This window comes from Polaromonas sp. P1_F2 (assembly GCF_056405735.1).
In genome coordinates this window covers 106,146-124,079 of the sequence record NZ_JBFUBN010000002.1, presented here as the reverse complement: position 1 = coordinate 124,079, position 17,934 = coordinate 106,146, and the positions used below count along the sequence as shown (strand labels likewise).

Sequence of the window (17,934 nt, the reverse complement as noted above, 5' to 3'; positions counted from 1 at the left end):
AGGGATGGGGCGGCAGTTGATTTGCCGATTTAACCGCTAATGACGGCGTGATTGCTGGTGGCGGCCTGGAACTCTGCCAGGCTGGTAAACGTCGGATTCAATCCGGGCACAGTCACATCGAGAAAGGCTTGGCCTGCTGTGGAAGCAAACTGAACCGAAGTCGGTGGATTGCTCGTCGCTGCGTTGTACGACGACAGGGAAAAATCATTCACCTTGGCCACATCATTGAACTGATCGTCAATGTAAATAGTGTCATTGGCGCCAAAACCCATGAGCGCCACCCAGTAGGTATTCAACACCGTAATGCCGTCATAAGCACTGCCATCTCCGCCGGCGGAGTCATTGTCTTTGCCGCCCACGATGACAAAACTGCCTGTTGAAAGATCGTAAGTGGCGCCTGCCGCTGTGGCTGAGCCAGTCGGGTCACCAACGCCAACGACATCCAGCCATTTGGCCCCGGTCGAAACGGCATCGACGCCATTGGCCATCATCACGGATGTGACGGCTGCGGCCAAACCGCCCGTCGAGGCCGACCCCGGTGTTACTGTTGCAAAATTCATTGAAGTCACACTGCTGACTGCGGTGCTGCCTTGCCCGCTGACCATTCCTGTAAAGGCGCCGGCATCGACCAGGATGTGGTAGTTGTTGGCAAGATCCAGATCGAATTTAAGATCGGGATTGATGGTGATCTTGTTACCGCTGATGGTCACCTTGCTTGCATCGGTAACGTCAATATCGAAGCTGTGAACAGTCGACTCGCCTTGGTAGCCGGTGCCACCGTCATTCACGATGTGGATGAATTTGCCCGCCACCGCGGTGACATTTTCGGAAGCCGTCAGGACAATGTTGGAGGTAACGTCAAAGTTTGTGACGTCGTCAATGCTGCTGGTCAGGCTGGGCTGCGTAACGACACCGAAATTAAAGGTCTGCGTGGTGCTGAGCCCTCCCGAATCCGTCATCGTAACGACGACGGGGCTGCCCGCATGGTTGGTGCTCGCCGTGCCGCTGAGGATGCCCGTATTGAGGTCGATGACAAAGCCGGGCTCCAGTCCCGTTGCGCTGTAGTGCCGCGTATCGCCGGCATCCACGTCGGAGAAATAGCTGCTCAGGCCCAGGGAATAGGCTTGTCCGGCGACCGCAGTTTGCGCCGCTACTGTTCCGACCGAGGTGGGTGCCTCGTTCACATTGGTCAGGTTGACGGTGATGGCCTGCGTGGTGCTGTTGCCGGCCGCGTCGCTGACCTGTACGCCGAGGTCATAGACGCGGTTGGCGCCGTTGTCGTCGGGCGCTTCGAAGTTCTTCGCGGCATTGAAGGTGAGAACGCCACCTGTGGTCAGCGAGAACAGGCCGGCATCGGCGCCGGTCAAAGTGGTGCTCCAGGTCAGGGCATTCGCATCGGCGGCCGTGAGTGTGGCCACGGCGGTGCCGTTCTCGGCCGCATTGAAAGACGTGGTGCCCATTGCGGGCGCACTGGTATCTACGGTGACGGTCAGCCCACTGGAGGCGATGCTGACGTTACCCGCGGTATCGGTGGCCTTGGCGGTGATGATGTGGGCGCCGCCGCTCAGTACACTGCTGGTGATGGAGTAATTTCCGCCAGTGGCAACGCCGGTGCCCAGCACCGTGGTGCCGTTGGTGTCGTACAGAGTTACCGTTGAGCCGGCCTCGGCGGTGCCGGTGAAAGTCGGTGTGGTGCTGCTGGTGTTGTTGTCGGTGTTGGAGCTGCCGCTGTCATCGGCAGCCGCCAGGTCCGCAACACCTGGCGCTGCAGGGGGGGTGGCATCCACGGTGATGATCAAGCCGCTGGAGGCGGTGCTGACGTTGCCGGCGGCGTCGGTAGCTTTGGCGGTGATGGTGTGGGCGCCGCCGCTCAGCGTGCTGCTGGTTATGGAGTAATTGCCGCCTGTGGCGACACCGGTGCCCAGCACCGTGGTGCCGTCGGTGTCATAAAAGGTGACCGTGGAGCCGGCTTCGGCCGTACCGGTGAAGGTGGGCGCGGTGTTGCGGGTGTTGTCATCGGTACTGGAGCTGCCGCTGTCGCTGGCTGCCGCCAGGTCTGGCGCGCTGGGCGTTGCCGGGGCAATGGTATCCACCATGTAGTTGGCGTTGTCGGCAACGGCCGCGTGGTTCAGGGTGGCGACGTTGCCTGCCGCGTCTTTGATGGTGCCGCTGTTGAGTGCCAGGCTGTTGAGCGCCACCGCAATGCCGTTGGCATCCGTCTGCCCTGCCAGGATGGTGTAGCTGAAGGTCAGCGCCGTGGTGCCTGTGCCGCCCGCGTAGCTGGCGAACACTGCGGTGCCGCCGATGTCGAGGGCGAGTTGCGGAGCGCCGGTGACCGTGACCGCTTCATTGAAGTTGATCGTGGCCGTCACGGTGTCGCCGGCGTTCAGGGTGTTGTTCTGGATCAGGGTGGCGCTGGTCAGGGCTACAGTGGAGACGGTGGGCGCTTGGGTATCCACCGAGATGACGTGTGTGCCCGCCGTGCTGGTGTTGCCGGCCGCGTCGGTCTGGGTGACGGAGAGGGTTTTATTGGTGCCTTGGCCCATGGCGGTGATGTCGGCGCCGGTCAGGGTGTAGCTCCAGGTCGTGCCGCTCACGGTGGCTGCCCGGGTGTTGCCGCCCAGGGTCAAGGCGACCGTGGCGCCGGCCTCGTTGGTGCCGGTGATGGCAGTGGTCTGCTCGCCGGCGTTGACGATGTCGTCGGTGGCGACCGCATTGATGGTGGCCGCTACCGGCACGCCGGTATCCACCGAGATGTCACGCGTGGCGGCGGTGCTGGTATTGCCGGCCGCGTCGGTCTGCGTGACGGAGAGGGTTTTATTGGCACCCTCCCCCATGGCGGCGATGTCGGCGGGGGCGAGGGTGTAGCTCCAGGTCGTGCCGCTGACAGTTGCCGCCCGGGTGTTGCCGCCCAGGGTCAGGGCCACCGTGGCGCCTGCCTCATTGGTGCCGGTAATGATGGTCGCTTGTTCACCGGCGTTGACGATGTCGTCGGTGGCGACCACGTTGATGACGGCAGCGGCTGGATTCGTCGTATCCACGACGATTGTCAAGACGCTGGATGCGGCGCTGACGTTGCCGGCTGCGTCGGTGGCTTTGGCGGTGATGGTGTGCGGGCCACCGGTCAGCGTGTTGCTTACGATGGAGTAGGTGCCGCCGGCCGTGGCCGGGCCCGTGCCAAGCACCGTGGTGCCGTCCGTGTCATACAAAGTCACCGTGGAATTGGCTTCCGCCGTGCCGGTGAGGGTGGGCGTGCTGTTGTTGGTGTTGTTGTCGGTATTGGAACCGCCGGTGTCGCTGGCGGCCAACAGGTCGGGCGTACCAGGTGCGACCGGGACGATGGTGTCATAGGGCCGGGCGCCTGCATTTTGGGCGATGGTGGCGGTCATAGTGCTGTGGTGGCCGATGCCGCCTGTTCCCGAGTTGACCGTCACGCCGATGTCGGCACCCTGCGCGCTGGCCGTGGGCGTAACAACCAGGGTGTAAATCGTGGAACTGACCGCGGTGAAAACACCCTTGGTGCCATTGGTGACGGTAATGTCGCCGGCGTCGAAGCCGGTCACGGCATCGCTGAAGGTGAAGGTATAGGTGACCGCGTGGTTGGTGACGCCGGTGCCGCCTACGCTGTCGGTAATGATCAGGGTGGGGTTATTCACCAGCGTAACCGGGCCGGTATTGACGCCCGCTTCAAAAGTGGCGGCGCCGGTGGTCAGCAAATTGTTGAGTGCGGTTTGCCGCGCAACGGGATCGACCGTGTTGATGGCCGCCAGGAAAGCCGCCAAGGTGGCGCTGATACTGCCGCCGGGGGTGTGGTCGTAGCCGTCAAATTTGGCCAGCAACTGCCCGTAGATCTCGGCCGCGTTGAGGCCGTTGGCTTCGTTGTAATCGGCGCTGAGCACCGTGGTGACGGCACCCAGGATGTCGGACACGCCAAAAGTCGCACCGACAGAGGCGTTGGTGGCGGTGATGGTGGAGGCGGAGGCCGTGGCGGCATCGGTGGTAATGCCCATTTTTTCCACGGCCAGTTCGGTCACCGGGCTGACGGTGATGCTTTGGGCGGAACCTGTGGCCACAAAGGCGGCACGCATTGAGGTGCCGCCGAGGCTCGTACCCCCACCTGCCGCATCGGCGGTTTCGCTGCGGAAGTCAGGAGCGGCCCCGTTGGCGTCTGTGATCTTGATCAGCAAGGCCTGGCCGGCATAGGTGCTGGCCAGGTTGACGGTGATCTTGCCGCTAGTGTCAGTGATGCCGGAGGCCACCACATTGCCTTGCGCGTCGTAGATCTTGTAGTTGAGCCCCGCAATGACCGGACCGGCGACCGCACCGATGCTGACGGCAAAAGTGCTCACGGTGGGGGCCGCCACGGCGGCGGCGGCCGCGCCACCGCCACCACCGATAGCGGCCAGGCCGAGCCCGCCGCCGATAACGGGAAGCCATGCCGCGCCATCGGAAGCGGCCGCGCTGGAAGCCCCGGCCGCCATGGCTTCTTCCGCCGGCGTGGCGGCTGATTCGGTGGTGGCGGCGGCGACCACTTGTTCCTGGTAGGTATCAACTGATGATTCAGCGTTCTGGTCGTCACCGGATTCGCCGAGGCGTTTTTTGCGCAGGAGTTGGTCGGCGGATTGGTGAGCCTTGCTGGCAGTGGCTTCCTGCTCCATCTGGATGGCGGCAGCGGCGTTGGGAGGCGGTGCCTTGCCGGCTGTTGCGGGCTTGGGCGCAATAAACGGTTTTTCGGCGACAGTGCCTTGCTGGACAACCGCCTGGGGGACGACGGCTTGCGCGGCTGCGGCTGCGGCTGCGGCTGCGGCTGTGACCGGCAGGTTCTCTGCATGCACCGGGCTTGAATTGGCAACGGTGTTGTCGTGGGCTTGGTGGGGCATCTGGTTCATGGCAAGTCTCCTGGTTAAACAAAGAAAAAGGAAATCAAACAGTCAGCGTTCGGAAAAGGCTTCGGAAAAAGTCTTGGTGATGGGCTTGGTGAGATAGCGGAAGATCGAGTGGCTGGTGCCGCGGATATCGATGCTCGCCGTCATGCCGGGCTGGATTTCGATGGGCTTATGTCCGGTCACGTGATGCCGTTGCACCGGGTCGAGCTGGACCTGCACGCGGTAGTAAATGTTTTCGCCAGCGCGGGTGTCTTCGGTGAGGGCGTCGGCGCTGACGTACTTCACGGTGCCGGACAGCACGCCGTAGACGGCGTAGTCATAGGCGTCAAGCTTGACGGCGGCCGGCTGGCCGACGTGGATGCCGGCAATGTCGGCGGGCTTGAATTTTCCTTCCACCACCAGGTCACTGCCGCTGGGCGTCAGTTCCATGACCACGTCACCGGCCTTGACGCGTGAGCCCAGGGTGGTGAAGCGGATGTTGCGCACGGTGGCATGGGCGGGCGCGCGGATTTCGGTGCGCTCAAAGGTGGTGGCGCGATCGGCGAGCACCTGCTCTTGCGTGGCGAGGTCCTCTTCGGCCTTGGTCATCTCGGCCTGGGCGTCCTGGAAATATTTGTTGCGCCGGTTGGTGATCTGGCCTTCGAGTTCGGCGACCTGTTTTTGCAACCGGATAATTTCGACGCGGGAGATGTCGCCGCTCTTGAGCAAGGGTTCGCTGATGGAAAGCTCGTCGCGTGTGGATGCCAGCATGGATTGCAGGGCGGCGGCTTCCTGGTTGACCGCGCGTTGGCGGCGCTGGAAGAGTTCGGTCTGGTTGCTGACAAAAGCCGGGAATGCTTGCACCTCGGGTGGGAAGACCAGCGGCCGACCCAGGACTTCGGCATGCAGGCGCACCAGCGCGGCCTTTAGGGCGGCGACCTTGGCGCGGCTGTCACTGAGTGAGGCCTGCCCTTGCTCACGCTCGAGCATGACAAGAATGTCGCCCTTCTTGACGTGGCTGCCTTCGCGCACCAGAAATTTTTCGATCACGCCGTCGTTGGTGGCCTGCACCAGCTGGGTGCGCGAACTGGCGATCACCTGGCCGGTGCTGCGCGCGATCTGCTCAACGTCGAACCACAAGCTCCACGCCAAAAAGCAGCCGATGATGAGGATCAGCAGGGCGATGAGCCGCTGTGCCGAGTGCAGGGCCGGCGGTGTGGGGTACGCGGATTTCATGCGACGGCCTCCAGTGGCGCGCCGGGACGTCCTGCTGGTGCGGGGCGGGATCGAGCGGCAAGCTCCTGCAGCACCAGCGCCTTGGGCCCGTCCATGACGACGCCGGTGGGCGACAGAATGACCAGACGTTCCACCAGTTGCAACAGCGCAGGTTTGTGGGTCACGAGGATGAGCGTCTGGTCGACCTGCACGCTGGCGCGCAATGCGGCAATGGTGCGCGCCTCTAGGGTTTCATCCATGGACGCCGTAGGCTCGTCGAGCAGCCATACATCGGGCGTGGCGAGAACCATACGCGTCAGCGCGATCAGTTGCTTTTGCCCGCCCGACACACCGGTTCCGCCTTCGGCAATCGGCATGTCAAAGCCTTTGGGATGCGCGGCAATCACCTGACGCAGGCCCGTGAGTTCACAGGCGGCAAGCAGGTGCTGCTCGGTTTTTCCGAGAACTCCGGTGGTAAGGTTGTCGCGCAAGGTGCCGGCGAAGAGCCGCACATCCTGCGGGAGGTAGCCCAGCCGGTCGCTGAGATGGGGCCGCGAGATGTGCTGCAGGTCGATGCCGTCGAGCGAGACGCGGCCCTTGGATGGCATGTACATGCCGGACAGAAGTTTGAGCAAAGTACTTTTGCCGCTACCGACCGGCCCGAGCAGGCCGACTTTCTCGCCGGGCTTGATGTGCAGGTTTTCCAGTTGCAGCACGGTGGCATGGCCGCGGTAGCCGAATTCGAGATTCTGCACGGTGACTTCACCACGCAGTCGGTCGATAGCCAGGGGGCGCTCGACGGCGTGGTTGTCTTGTTCCAGGCTGAAGATATGCGAGAGGCTGCGCATAGCCGACTTGGCGTTGGCCCACTGGACCATGAGGCCGGGCAGCATGCCGGCCGGTGTCAGTACCCGGCCGGAGATGATGGAGCAGGCAATGATGCCGCCCGCGGTGAGCGAGGTGGACGTGGACGCGACGTAAGCGCCGGTAGCGACCAGCAGCACATAGCTAATCTGCTGCAAAAAGCCAGCGTAATAGGTGGCCGAGTCGCCGAGGTGGCGCAGGCGCATGTCTTCGTCAATGTTGATGCGGGTCAAGCCGTTCCAGCGGGCCAGGAACTGCCAGCCGGCGCCGCTGGCCTTGATGGATTCCGCGCCTTCGACCGCCTCGACCAGCAGGCCCAGCTTGCGGTTGGATGCGGCCTGGCCTGAGAGCGCATGGCGTTCCATGCCGCGGCGAAATAGAAAACCGACGGTCAACGCCACGATGAAGAACAGCACCGGCACCGCGGCGACCAGGGGGCCGCCCAGCAGGTAGATCACGGCCAGGAAAAGAATGGCAAAAGGCGTATCGACCAACAGGTACAGCGTGACCGAGGAAGCGAAGGAACGGATCATTTCGTAACTGCGCAGCTGGGCGGAAAGCGTGCCGACGCTGGCGGGGAACTGGTCCATGCGCACGCGCAACAGGCGCTCGAAGATGCTGTGCGAGAGGTTGACGTCCATGGAGCGGACGGAATGCTCCGTGATGGTGGCGCGCGCGAATTTGGCGATCAGTTCCAGCAGGATGCCTGCCGCGATACCGGCCGTCAGCGCGTAAAGGGTGGACAGCCCTTGCGTGGGAATCACGCGGTCATAGACCTGCATGCTGTACAGAGAGGTCAGCAGGCCGAACAGGTTGATGACAACGGAGGCGATAGCCGCGTGGATGAAGTAGCGCCGGTTGTCGCGCAGCGCGCCGCGAAACAGCTCGCCGGCCGTGCGGTAGAGGCCGGGGCCCGTGGCCTGGCTTGCCTGGATTTCGGTATACAGGGCGCCCGGAGGCAGCACCGTGACGTGGCGGTTGCCGGATGCGTCTTCGAGCAACCAGCCACCGGCAGGCGTGTGCTGGTGCAGGATGAAGGCGCCGACGTCGGGGTGTAAGGCAACGGCGGGCAGCCGGGCCCCCGTGCTGCCTTCGCTCCAGGTCTGCGAGTGCACACCCATAGACGCAAAGGCATAGTCGACGCAGGCTTTCAGGCCGTCGCGTGTGAGGCCTTGTTCCTGAGCGGCGGCCAGGTGGCTTCCAAGTTCGACCATCATGTGCGATTGCAGGGGTCGCAAGTCCTTGACGATGTCGGGTAGGCGGCGAGCCAGCCAAAGCACGCTCTGCGCGGCGGACGATGGCGTATTGACCGGGGGCGGAGTGTTCACGGGAGCTCGCTTTCTGGGGACCACATCGGGATGCCGAGCAGCAGGCCCAGGCGGTAATAGGCGCCTATGCTGCCGGCACGCGCTTCGGCTTCGGCTTGCTCGGCTTGGGCGATCTCACGCACGGAATTGAGCAGGTCGATCCAGCTGCGGCGCCCGGTGACGAAGAGTCGGCGATTGGAAGCGAGCACTTCAGTGGCGCCTTCGCGGCTGCGCCGCAGCTCCGGCAAGCGCCGCTGCATGGACTCGAGGTCACGCCATTCGGCCTCCACACGCTCGGTGATATCCCGCCGGCCGGCTTCAGCAGTGCGCTGGACCGCTGACAGGCGCCGCTCCGCGGCCTCGATCTGGGAGCCCAGCGACAGGCCGGAGCCTGGAGCGTATTGCATAGACACAAAAACACGATTGCCGGCCGCGGCGGAACCCGGGTATTCACCCACCTGGCGCTCCAACCGCAAGGACACCGTTGGCCACATGGCGGAACGCGTGCGGTCTATCTCGATGGCGGCCAGGCGCGTGTCGATTTCAGCGAGGCGCAGATGGGGGTTGTCTTGCACGGCGCGCTCAAGCAGCCGCGCAAGCATGGGTGGGCGCGGCGGTGCGGGCGGCAGCTCGAGCGAACCTGGCGCCAGGGGCCGCCCTATCGCACTGCCCAACTGCGCCAGGGCGGAGTTTTCGAGGGCACGGAAGGATTCGAGATCGGCCTGGGCCTGCGCAAGCCGTGTCCGCACCATGTTGACGTCCGACGTGGCGGAGACTTCCGCCTGGCTGCGCCTTTCAATCATGCGCAGCAGGCCGATCAGTGTTTCGACGTTGCGCTCCTGGGCGATGCGGCGTCCGGTGTTCAGCAGATAGGACTGCGCGATGCCCGCCACGCGCGTGGCGAGGGTGATCTGCGTATCTGAAATCGCTTCGCGCGCGCGCAGTTCACGCAACTCGGAGAACCGCAGGTCGGCGGTGAGTTTTCCGCCTGTCCAGAGAGGCTGGGTGAGGCGGAAGGTGGTGGCGCTGCGCCCGGACAATGAATCTGTCTGCACGCCGGGGGCGGGCCAGAACTGCTGGCGTGCAGCTTCGATCATGCTTTGCGCGGACTGCTGGTCAAAGCGCGCGCTGGCGATACTGGGATGCGTCTCGACGGCCATCTGCAACAGCTGGCGAAGGCCCAGGTTTTCCTTGGTTTGCAAAGCGGGGACGGCTTGATCGGCCTGCGCGTACAGGACGCCGCATGTGGCGCAAAGTGCCGTCATGGCAAGCTGGATACCTGCCGTGTCGGTGGTCCTGGATGCCGGCGGGACGGCTTCGTTCTGTGCGTGCGCAGGAACGCAGAGTGCTAGAGACAGCAGCGCAAGGGCGGGCAGTGCTTTCATGCGGGACACACGGCGAGATGGGCAGGTGAATTGGTCAGCGACGTACATGGACGCCGCCGGCCACTGCCAGGCTGTTGCACTTCATGCTGGAAGCGCCATCTGCGAAATTGGCCGCTCCCGTCAGGATTTTTTTTTCAGATACTTTTTTCACAATAACCGTCCCACTAAACGAAAATCTGAAATACAGACGACAAACGCATTGCCCTAATAGACCCACCGCGTGCAAATCCCGGGAAGCAAGCAAGAATGTCAAAGCAGGTTTCAGCTTATCGATGGCGGTTACGAAGTTTTTCTGACATAGTCTTTCTACGGACAATCTTTGTTGATTACTTTGAAATTGATTGACATCGCGGCGCCATGAATGAGTCGCTGCAAGGATGTGCAGGTCGTCCGAAACCGGGATACCGCGCAGGCTTGAAGCAGTCGCGGGTCATGGGAACGTTCGCGCGAGTCGGCGTTACAGTTTTGAAGGCGAGGCAAGTCCGATAGCGCCGCGTTGGGTATCTCGGACGCGGGGCTTTTTCATGGCGCAAGGCCGTGACTCGGTTCGTGGCAGACTTGCCCGCGCATGTCCGTGCTTTTGCCGTTTAGCCGTGTCTAACGTTCGCGCAGCCCCTCCTGCACGCCCTGCAACAAGGGGCTCAGGAAGAAGGAAATCACGCGGCGGCGGCCGGTCTTGATTTCGGCATGGGCCACCATGCCGGAGCCTAGCGGGACCTCGGCCCCATCCACCGCAATGCGGGTGCGAGAGAGCTGCACACGCACGGCATAGAGCAAGCCGCGCTTTTCATCGGCGATGGCATCCCGCGAGACATCGGTGACCACGCCGGGAATGGCACCGTAGAGGGTGAAGGGAAAGGTTTCGAGCTTGACGACGACCTCCTGGCCCGGACGCACAAAGCCGATATCCTTGTTCTCCAGCATGGCCTCCACTTCGAGAGGGTGCTCCCCAGGCACAACGACCATCAGCTGCTGGGCCGGCGTGACGACGCCGCCCACGGTGTGCAAAGCAAGCTGCTGCACCGTGCCACTGATAGGCGCGAGCAGCCGGGTCAGGGTGCCGCGCGACTGGGCTTTGTTCAGGTCCTGCTCCAGTGCGGCGCTGCGCTGTTGGGCTTCCTTGAGGCTGTCGAGCGTGGCGCGGCGGACCTCGGCCTGGAATGCTTCGCGCTGCCGCCGGCTCTCGGTCACGGAGGCCTGCAGTTGCCGCACGCGCTCACGCTGGACCGACAGTTCGCCGGACTGGTCAAGGTAGGCTTGCCGGCGTTCGAGAAAGTTGTGTCGCGAGACATAGCCGTCCCGGGCCAGGCCATCCAGGTCTTCCGAGCGTTTTCGCATCAAAGGCAGTGTGGCCTCGAGCTTGAGCACCTGCTCCCGGCTGGCGCGCAGCTCGGCCTCGCGGGTGGCGGTTTCCGACTCGCTGCGCGCCAGCTTTGTCGCGTATTCGCCGTACTGCCCCTCCAGCATGCGCACCGCCTCGCGCAGCCGATCGGCCGGCAACCCGAACTGCCGCGGAAGGATGGGCGCCGTGCCATGTGCCATCGCATCGAGCAAGGCGCCGGCGCGCGCGGACTGCAACAACGCCGCCTCGAGTTCGGCGCGGGCGCGTTCGATGTCGGCATCCTCGGTGGCGGCATCAAGTTCGACCAACAGGTCGCCGGCCTTCACGGCCTGGCCGTCGCGCACGTGAATGGCCTTGACCACGGCCGCACTGAGCGGCTGCACCACCTTGGTGTAGCCGCTGGGAACGATCTTGCCGCTGGCGACCGCCACGATGTCGATTTTTCCGAACACGCTCCAGACCACAGCAAGGAAGGCGAAAGCAATGAGCAGCCACATGAAGACACGCGGCGCGGCGGGCGTGGGTGCTTCCTGCACCGCGAGCACGGCGGGCAGGAATTGTGCCTCGGCGGCGCTGTAGCCGCGGGCGTCCGAAAGTTTGCGGTCTTTCCAGGCGAGGGCAAAAATGCTTCGGTAGCGACCCAGCAGCTCGCTGATCGCGCCCAAATACTGTTTAAGGGTATTCATGCTCATGCTCCCTGCATCGCATGCAGATGCGCGTACTGCCCGCCCGGCACGGCCAGCAGTTCCTCGTGAGAACCCTGCTCGACGATCTGCCCTTTATCGACGACGATGATGCGGTCGGCGTCGCGCACGGTGGAGAGGCGATGGGCGATAACGAGCACCGTGCGACCGGCGCAGATCGCCCTCATGTTGTCCTTGAGGATGCGTTCGGACTCATAGTCCAGCGCGCTGGTGGCTTCGTCAAAAATCAGGATGCGCGGGTTGCTGATGAGCGCGCGCGCGATGGCGATGCGCTGGCGCTGGCCGCCCGAAAGAGTGGCGCCGTGCTCGCCCACCAGGGTGTCATAGGCTTCGGGCAGTTCGATGATGAATTCATGGGCGCCTGCGAGTTTGGCGGCTTCAATGACGGCCTCCAGCGGAAGCCCGGTGTTGACCAGCGCGATGTTGTCGCGGATGCTGCGGTTGAACAGCATGTTCTCCTGCAGCACCACGCCGAGCTGGCGGCGTATGGTGGTGGCGTCGGTGGTGGCAAGATCCACGCCGTCTATCAGCACGCGCCCCTGGTCGGGCAGGTACATGCGCTGTACCAGTTTGGTCAACGTGCTCTTGCCGGATCCCGAACGGCCGACGATGCCGATGACTTCGCCCGCGGCGGCGCGAAAGCTGATGCCGCGCAGCACCTGCGGCGCATCGGGGCGGTAGCGGAAGGTCACGGCGTCGAATTCGATGGTGCCCTCGATGGCGGGCATGGCGCTCTTGCTGCCGGAAATTTCGGGCCGGGTGTTCAGGATGTCGCCCAGGCGCTGCATGGAGATGCCGACCTGCTGGAATTCCGTCCACAGCTGCGCGAGGCGGATCACTGGCGACGCGACGTAGCCTGCAAGCATGTTGAAGGCGATGAGTTGCCCGACGGAGAGTTTTCCTTCCATGACCAGTTGGGCGCCCAGCCAGATGGTGGCCACGGTGACCAGCTTGCTGACCAGCGACACGCCGTTGTTGGCCAGGGTGCCTATGGTGGCGGTGCGAAAACCGGCGGAGACATAGGCGGCGAGCTGCCTGTCCCATTTTTGAGACCATTGCGGTTGCACAGCCATCGACTTGACGGTATCTATGCCGCCTATGGTTTCTACCAGGAAGGCCTGGTTTTCGGCGCCACGGTTGAATTTTTCGTTGAGCCGCGTACGCAGGAGCGGCGTGAACAGCACCGAAAGCAGCGCATAACAGGGCAGCGACACCACCACCACCAGCGTCAGCCAGACGCTGTAATACAGCATGACCGCGAGGAAGACCACTGAAAACATCAAATCGAGCACCACCGTGATGGCGTTCCCGGTCAGGAAAGAGCGTATGGTTTCCAGTTCACGGATGCGGGCGACGGAATCGCCCACGCGCCTGGCCGTGAAGTAGGCCATGGGAAGGCCGATCAAATGCCGGAAAAGGCGGGCACCCAGTTCCACGTCGATACGGCTGGAGGTGTGGGCAAACACATAGCTGCGCAGGCCGGTGAGCACCACGTCGAACACCGAGATGACCAGCAGGCCTATGCAGACGACGTGCAGGGTGGTCAAGCCGTTGTGTACCAGCACCTTGTCCATCACGACCTGAAAAAACAGGGGCGTGACGAGCATGAAGAACTGGAGCACAAAGGACACGAGCAGCACTTCAAGCAAGGGGCGCCGGTATTTGACGACAGCGGGAATGAACCAGCTGAAGTCGAATTTGGCAAGCTCGCCCGCCAGCGAGGCTCGGGAGGTCACCTGGATCAAGTCGCCCGACCAGCGCTCATCAAGCACCGTCCTGTCGACAACTTGCGGCCCTTGGGCCGCGGGGTCCTGGATCAGGGCCTTGTCCTCATCGATCCGCGCGATGATGAAAAACCCGCCGTCCCTTCCGGCGGCGATGGCCGGCAGGACGGCCATTGCCAGGCGGTCGGGAGAGGGGCGCCTGCGCGCGGCCGACAGGCCCAGGCTTTTGGCGGCATTAAGAAGGTCGACGATGTCCAAGGCCCGGCCGTCGCGGCTGAATTCGTGGCGCAGTTTTTCCGGGTCTGCCGCCACCGCGTGAAACTGGGAAAGCATCACGAGGCAGGCGAGCCCGGTGTCCACCGCCACGGATGCTTGCAGTTCCATGCCCTGCCCTGAGGCCCCGGGGTGCGGTTCGCCCGACGGCGAAACTGTCGTAAATGTGTCCATTGACTGCCCAATTTTTCGTGCTGTCGGCGAGCACTCTGTCGATTCAACGCCCCGTGTCTCGCCGCACTTGGTCGACTGCAACCTAAGGTGTTGCTTCTCTCAGGTTTTCTTGTTGTTTCACAAACCAGATGGGCGATTCACATCAGGTGAATAGCTTTTTTGTTTTACTTTCGCCGGGTCAAGCTTAGTGGTGAGACAAAAAAATTCGGCGCGAAATTGTCTTTCTGCGGGCAGTTCTATGACGTTTTCTTACGTTTTCTGGTGTCGTTTTCGCATGTCGGATGCCGGCCGGTCGGTCGGTCGGTCGGTCGGGGACGAGAAACGCCTTCGCAGCCGGATGCGGTCAAGTGCGTGGAAAAGGAGAACCCCGCACGCCAATCTATTTGCGGCGAGGCAATGCAGCGGCGGAAAGCCGCGTGACCCGGCGCCCGTGTTGGCGCCGAGGCCGGGAAAGCATCAAGGCAAGGCGGCTTCCTGTATCAGCATGATGAGCTCTTCCAGCGTGGGCTTGGTGATGTTCATACGGGCCTGGCGGTGCTTGCGGGAAAAGCGCAACCAGGTCTCCAGCGAACGCAACTCCAGCATGCCGTAGTTGACACGCAACCAGCCGGCCGCGACAAGATGGTGCACGGCTTCTGAGAAAACGCTGCGTGACACGCCGCAGACTGACGCGATGACGGTTTGTTTGACCGGAATCTCCACGGACGTGCCTTCGAGTCCATGGGTGGGGGGCCGCGAGGAGTTGTAATACAGCGCTTCGGCAAACAGCGCCAGGCCCATGACCACCCGAAGCGGCGGACTGCCCTGCTTCATGAGCACGATCATTTCCGAATGCTGCCGGCTGCGCCATGCCATCAGCAGGGCAATGTAGCGGGAAAACTCAGGTTCATCCTGGAATGCCCCGAGCGCATCGGTGGCCGGCACACACACCGCGCGAACCGGGGTGAGACACACATAGTCCAGGCACGAGGGATAGCGGTTGAGCATGGGCTCTTCGCCGAACCAGGTGCGCGGGCCGTAAATGTTGACCTGGATGCAGCCGCCCTCTTGCAAGGGCACGCTAGCCCCCACCAGGCCGGAGACGATATAGGTCCAGGCGGCGACCTGGCCGCCCTTGGGCCAGATGACATCGCCGGCATCAAATGCGGTCATTTTCACGCGGGACAGCATTTGAAGCGCGCAGCGCTCGCCAATGCCTAGGCCCGTCAGCAACTGATAAATATAGGCGCCAGACATTCCTACCCCTTTAACACCGGGCAGTCCCGGCAAAGCACTTCGCGGCTTTTGGTTTCACACAGAACACGGATCAGAACAGTGCCTTGGCCGGCAAAGGAGGCATGGGCGTCGTATCGACCCATGTCACGGACCGGTATTGGGGAGCGCGGCTTTTTTGCGGCGTTGCGGATGCGCGGCCGGGCATGAAACGCAATAGCTCATTCAGGGCAGTCACACGCGGCAGCAGCGGCAAGGAAAGCACCGGGTCCCACCGCCCCGTGAGCACAATGGTCTCAGCGTTGCACTCGTCAACCAGGGATTTGAGTTGCCGCCAGTCCAGGCGCGCCGCGTTGATGAGGGCCACATCAGGGCAGGACCGGGTATTGGAGCCGTCGGCCCGCCACTCGGCCCAATCCGTGGTGTCGCCTTTGTCGGGACCCATCTGCGCCCTGAGCGCCTGGACCACCGCATCGTCGTCCGGCAGGAATTGACTGAGTTCAATAAAGTACATCATGGATAGCGATCTCCCTGAGAGGCTGGCCGGGTTCACATGCAGCCATCGGCAGCCATCGATGGCGATCACCGGGAGGTGAGCAATCAAGCATAGGCCGCTCAAAAACAATTGGGCGCAACATTGTCCGCAGGAAGGCAATCTCCGTGGGTTTTTGAAAATTGACGTCCCGCGATCGACGGACTTGCGCCTGATCGTTGGCGGTGAACAGACCAGGCTGCGCCTCTTGTGGGGATGGCAGGTATCGCGAAGATGGGGCCGTATGCTGCAGGCTGTCTCAGGAACGCCCGCCGCGGCATTCATGCAGCCGCCAGAAAGCGCTGCACGCCATAGGGCGCGGCATCGAAGGGCAAGGTTGCGCCAGTCAGTTGCGTCGCCAGCAGGCGGTCCGTGGCCGGGGCCGTGATGACACCCGGGCCTTCATGGCCGACGGCCAGGCACAAGGTGCCGCAGGTGGTGAAGGCGCAATCGGCATTCACAGGCGTATGCCCCAGGCGAAAGGATCGCCGTCCTCGATCAGCAAGGTCGCCTCGGCGCTCATGTGGGCGCGTCCACGCAAAGTCGGGATGACTTTGCCGTCCTCAAAGGAATAGCTGGCCTCGAAGCGGCTGCCGATGATGCTGGCCTGGCGCCAGACCTCACCGGGCGCGAGCTTGCCGTCGGCCGCCAGGCAGGCGATCTTCGCGCTGGTGCCGGTGCCACAGGGCGAACGGTCGTAGGCCTTGCCGGGGCACAGCACGAAGTTGCGGCTGTCGGCGCCCTCATCGTCGTCCGCGAACAGCTCGATGTGGTCGATCTCCGCGCCGCCGGCGCCGGTGATGCCCTGTGCCGCGAGCGCTTCGCGCAGCGACACGCTGTAGGCGGTCAGGGCCTCCAGCTTGTCGCTGGCCAGCCGCTGGCCGTGTTCGCTCGCCAGGAAAAACCAGTTTCCGCCCCAGGCCACATCGCCGCGCACCACGCCGTGGCCCGGCACGTCGACGGCCACCTGGTGCAGGTGCCGCCAGGCGGGCACATTGCGCACGCTCACCGAGCCGTCCTCATGCAGCGTGGCCGTGACCGTGCCGACCGGCGTTTCGATTCGGTGCGCGCCGGGCGCTATCCGGCCCAGGTAGGCCAGCGAGGCTACCAGCCCTATGGTCCCGTGGCCGCACATGCCCAGATAGCCGGTGTTGTTGAAGAAGATCACGCCGGCGGTGCTGGCCGGATCCGCCGGCTTGCATAACAAGGCGCCCACCACCACGTCGCTGCCGCGCGGCTCCAGCACGGCGGCGGCGCGCCAGTCGTCGTATTGCTGTGCCAGCAGTTCGCGCCGCTCGGCCATGCCGCCGGCGCCCAGGTCGGGAAAGCCATCCACCACCAGCCGGGTCGGCTCGCCGCCGGTGTGGGAGTCAATTACCTTGATTCGTTTCATGTTTTTCATGTTGCAGACCTGTGAAGGTTCAATGAGATGAGCTTACGTCGTCAGCCATCTGAAATGACGGGTGTACCAGACTCCAGCAGCGGCCCTTGGAAAGCAGTGGCGGCCAGACAAAAGCCTGATAACGGAGAGATAACGGAGAGATAACGGAGAGATAACGGAGAGGTTGGAGCAGAAATTCCTAAAACAAAGGATTTAAATTCTCAATATTTAAATATATTAATGAGATATTTAAATCGACTTTATAGGGTATTAAGCATCTTGCCAAGCCGCCTTTTTTGCGCTGGGGTTGAGTCAAGAACTGCCGGAGTGGCCCCGCAGCGGCCTCAGATTTCGATGGCGCGCCTTGCGAAACCCGGCTCCTCGGTGGCTTGCGGTAGGGCAGCCTCGCGCCGGTCGACGGTCCTTGGGAAAGCGCACGCACCCAGAACATGCAGCAGGTCTTCCTGCAGAAAAGAAGTGCCAAGGTACATCGGGCTGACGCGGGAAAGATGGTGGCGGAAATGGTCAAGCACAGTCCGCTGGCTGATGACCGGTATCACCAGGGTGGCAGGAAACGCGGCCAGCTGCGCCAGGAAATTCTCCATGGCCTTGCCGCGTTCGCCGTGTGTGTGCCGTTCCCGCAGGCATACAAACACCGCGCGATGCCGGAAGGTCTCAAGCACCCATGGCGCGCCCATCAGCGCCGTGCTGTCCACACGCGTAACCAGCCTCGAGGCGGACAGCATTTTCAGACGGCTTCGAAAGTCCTCGACGACGAGTTCGTGGAAATCCACCAACAGCACGCGAACACCAATTCCTCTGTGCAAGGCATTGAATTCAAAAGAATCTCTGGCACTCATATGGGGTCCTCTGCTTCGCCGAGGCCGGGTGCGGGCTCACAGGATGTGAGCGGCATCACCGGGCAACGTCGCCGCAGTGTCTGCGAGAACGCCAGG

Annotated in this window: 11 protein-coding genes; all 11 read right to left on the bottom strand. The window is 63.0% G+C overall.

Annotated features, from left to right (window positions below):
• Window positions 1-29 precede the first annotated feature (29 nt).
• The 11 genes from AC1D0O_RS04470 to AC1D0O_RS04420 all read right to left on the bottom strand — a co-directional run bounded on the left by AC1D0O_RS04470 (window position 30) and on the right by AC1D0O_RS04420 (window position 17,838).
• Window positions 30-4,889 carry a beta strand repeat-containing protein gene (locus AC1D0O_RS04470; protein ID WP_477652348.1) on the bottom strand — a complete coding sequence of 1,620 codons (4,860 nt, stop codon included), beginning with the start codon at window positions 4,887-4,889 and terminating at the stop codon, window positions 30-32.
• Window positions 4,890-4,931: 42 nt separating this feature from the next.
• The gene (locus AC1D0O_RS04465) at window positions 4,932-6,101 is read right to left on the bottom strand and encodes a beta-barrel domain-containing protein (RefSeq protein WP_477652347.1); all 1,170 of its coding nucleotides are present in this window, start codon (window positions 6,099-6,101) and stop codon (window positions 4,932-4,934) included.
• On the bottom strand, window positions 6,098-8,272 hold the full coding sequence (locus AC1D0O_RS04460; protein ID WP_477652346.1) for an ATP-binding cassette domain-containing protein: 2,175 nt from the start codon (window positions 8,270-8,272) through the stop codon (window positions 6,098-6,100). Before AC1D0O_RS04460 ends, AC1D0O_RS04465 begins: the two co-directional genes overlap by 4 nt.
• Window positions 8,269-9,516 (bottom strand): TolC family protein, encoded by a 1,248-nt coding sequence (locus AC1D0O_RS04455; RefSeq protein ID WP_477652345.1) that lies wholly within the window; start codon window positions 9,514-9,516, stop codon window positions 8,269-8,271. Before AC1D0O_RS04455 ends, AC1D0O_RS04460 begins: the two co-directional genes overlap by 4 nt.
• 717 nt (window positions 9,517-10,233) lie before the next feature.
• On the bottom strand, window positions 10,234-11,664 hold the full coding sequence (locus tag AC1D0O_RS04450; RefSeq protein ID WP_477652344.1) for an HlyD family type I secretion periplasmic adaptor subunit: 1,431 nt from the start codon (window positions 11,662-11,664) through the stop codon (window positions 10,234-10,236).
• A 2-nt stretch (window positions 11,665-11,666) separates the two neighbouring features.
• The gene (locus tag AC1D0O_RS04445; RefSeq protein WP_477652343.1) at window positions 11,667-13,790 is read right to left on the bottom strand and encodes a type I secretion system permease/ATPase; all 2,124 of its coding nucleotides are present in this window, start codon (window positions 13,788-13,790) and stop codon (window positions 11,667-11,669) included.
• Between the two features lie 519 nt (window positions 13,791-14,309).
• Window positions 14,310-15,005: a Crp/Fnr family transcriptional regulator gene (locus AC1D0O_RS04440; protein WP_477652803.1), complete on the bottom strand. Its 696-nt coding sequence runs from the start codon at window positions 15,003-15,005 to the stop codon at window positions 14,310-14,312.
• Between the two features lie 154 nt (window positions 15,006-15,159).
• Window positions 15,160-15,582, bottom strand: coding sequence for a hypothetical protein (locus tag AC1D0O_RS04435; protein WP_477652342.1), 423 nt, complete (start codon window positions 15,580-15,582; stop codon window positions 15,160-15,162).
• 296 nt (window positions 15,583-15,878) lie between these two features.
• A complete protein-coding gene (locus AC1D0O_RS04430) occupies window positions 15,879-16,058 on the bottom strand; it encodes a hypothetical protein (protein ID WP_477652341.1) in 180 nt (59 codons plus the stop codon).
• The gene (locus AC1D0O_RS04425; protein WP_477652802.1) at window positions 16,055-16,990 is read right to left on the bottom strand and encodes a 4-hydroxyproline epimerase; all 936 of its coding nucleotides are present in this window, start codon (window positions 16,988-16,990) and stop codon (window positions 16,055-16,057) included. The genes AC1D0O_RS04430 and AC1D0O_RS04425 overlap by 4 nt, the downstream gene beginning before the upstream one ends.
• Before the next feature lie 332 nt (window positions 16,991-17,322).
• On the bottom strand, window positions 17,323-17,838 hold the full coding sequence (locus tag AC1D0O_RS04420) for a hypothetical protein (protein ID WP_477652340.1): 516 nt from the start codon (window positions 17,836-17,838) through the stop codon (window positions 17,323-17,325).
• Between the last annotated feature and the right edge of the window lie 96 nt (window positions 17,839-17,934).

Excerpts from the sequence above, each read along its gene's own strand:
- AC1D0O_RS04425 (WP_477652802.1), bottom strand. The coding sequence starts at position 16,990 with ATGAAACGAATCAAGGTAATTGACTCCCACACCGGCGGCGAGCCGACC.
- AC1D0O_RS04440 (WP_477652803.1), bottom strand. The coding sequence starts at position 15,005 with ATGACCGCATTTGATGCCGGCGATGTCATCTGGCCCAAGGGCGGCCAG.
- AC1D0O_RS04445 (WP_477652343.1), bottom strand. The coding sequence starts at position 13,790 with ATGGAACTGCAAGCATCCGTGGCGGTGGACACCGGGCTCGCCTGCCTC.
- AC1D0O_RS04420 (WP_477652340.1), bottom strand. The coding sequence starts at position 17,838 with ATGAGTGCCAGAGATTCTTTTGAATTCAATGCCTTGCACAGAGGAATT.
- AC1D0O_RS04465 (WP_477652347.1), bottom strand. The coding sequence starts at position 6,101 with ATGAAATCCGCGTACCCCACACCGCCGGCCCTGCACTCGGCACAGCGG.
- AC1D0O_RS04450 (WP_477652344.1), bottom strand. The coding sequence starts at position 11,664 with ATGAATACCCTTAAACAGTATTTGGGCGCGATCAGCGAGCTGCTGGGT.
- AC1D0O_RS04470 (WP_477652348.1), bottom strand. The coding sequence starts at position 4,889 with ATGAACCAGATGCCCCACCAAGCCCACGACAACACCGTTGCCAATTCA.
- AC1D0O_RS04435 (WP_477652342.1), bottom strand. The coding sequence starts at position 15,582 with ATGATGTACTTTATTGAACTCAGTCAATTCCTGCCGGACGACGATGCG.
- AC1D0O_RS04455 (WP_477652345.1), bottom strand. The coding sequence starts at position 9,516 with ATGACGGCACTTTGCGCCACATGCGGCGTCCTGTACGCGCAGGCCGAT.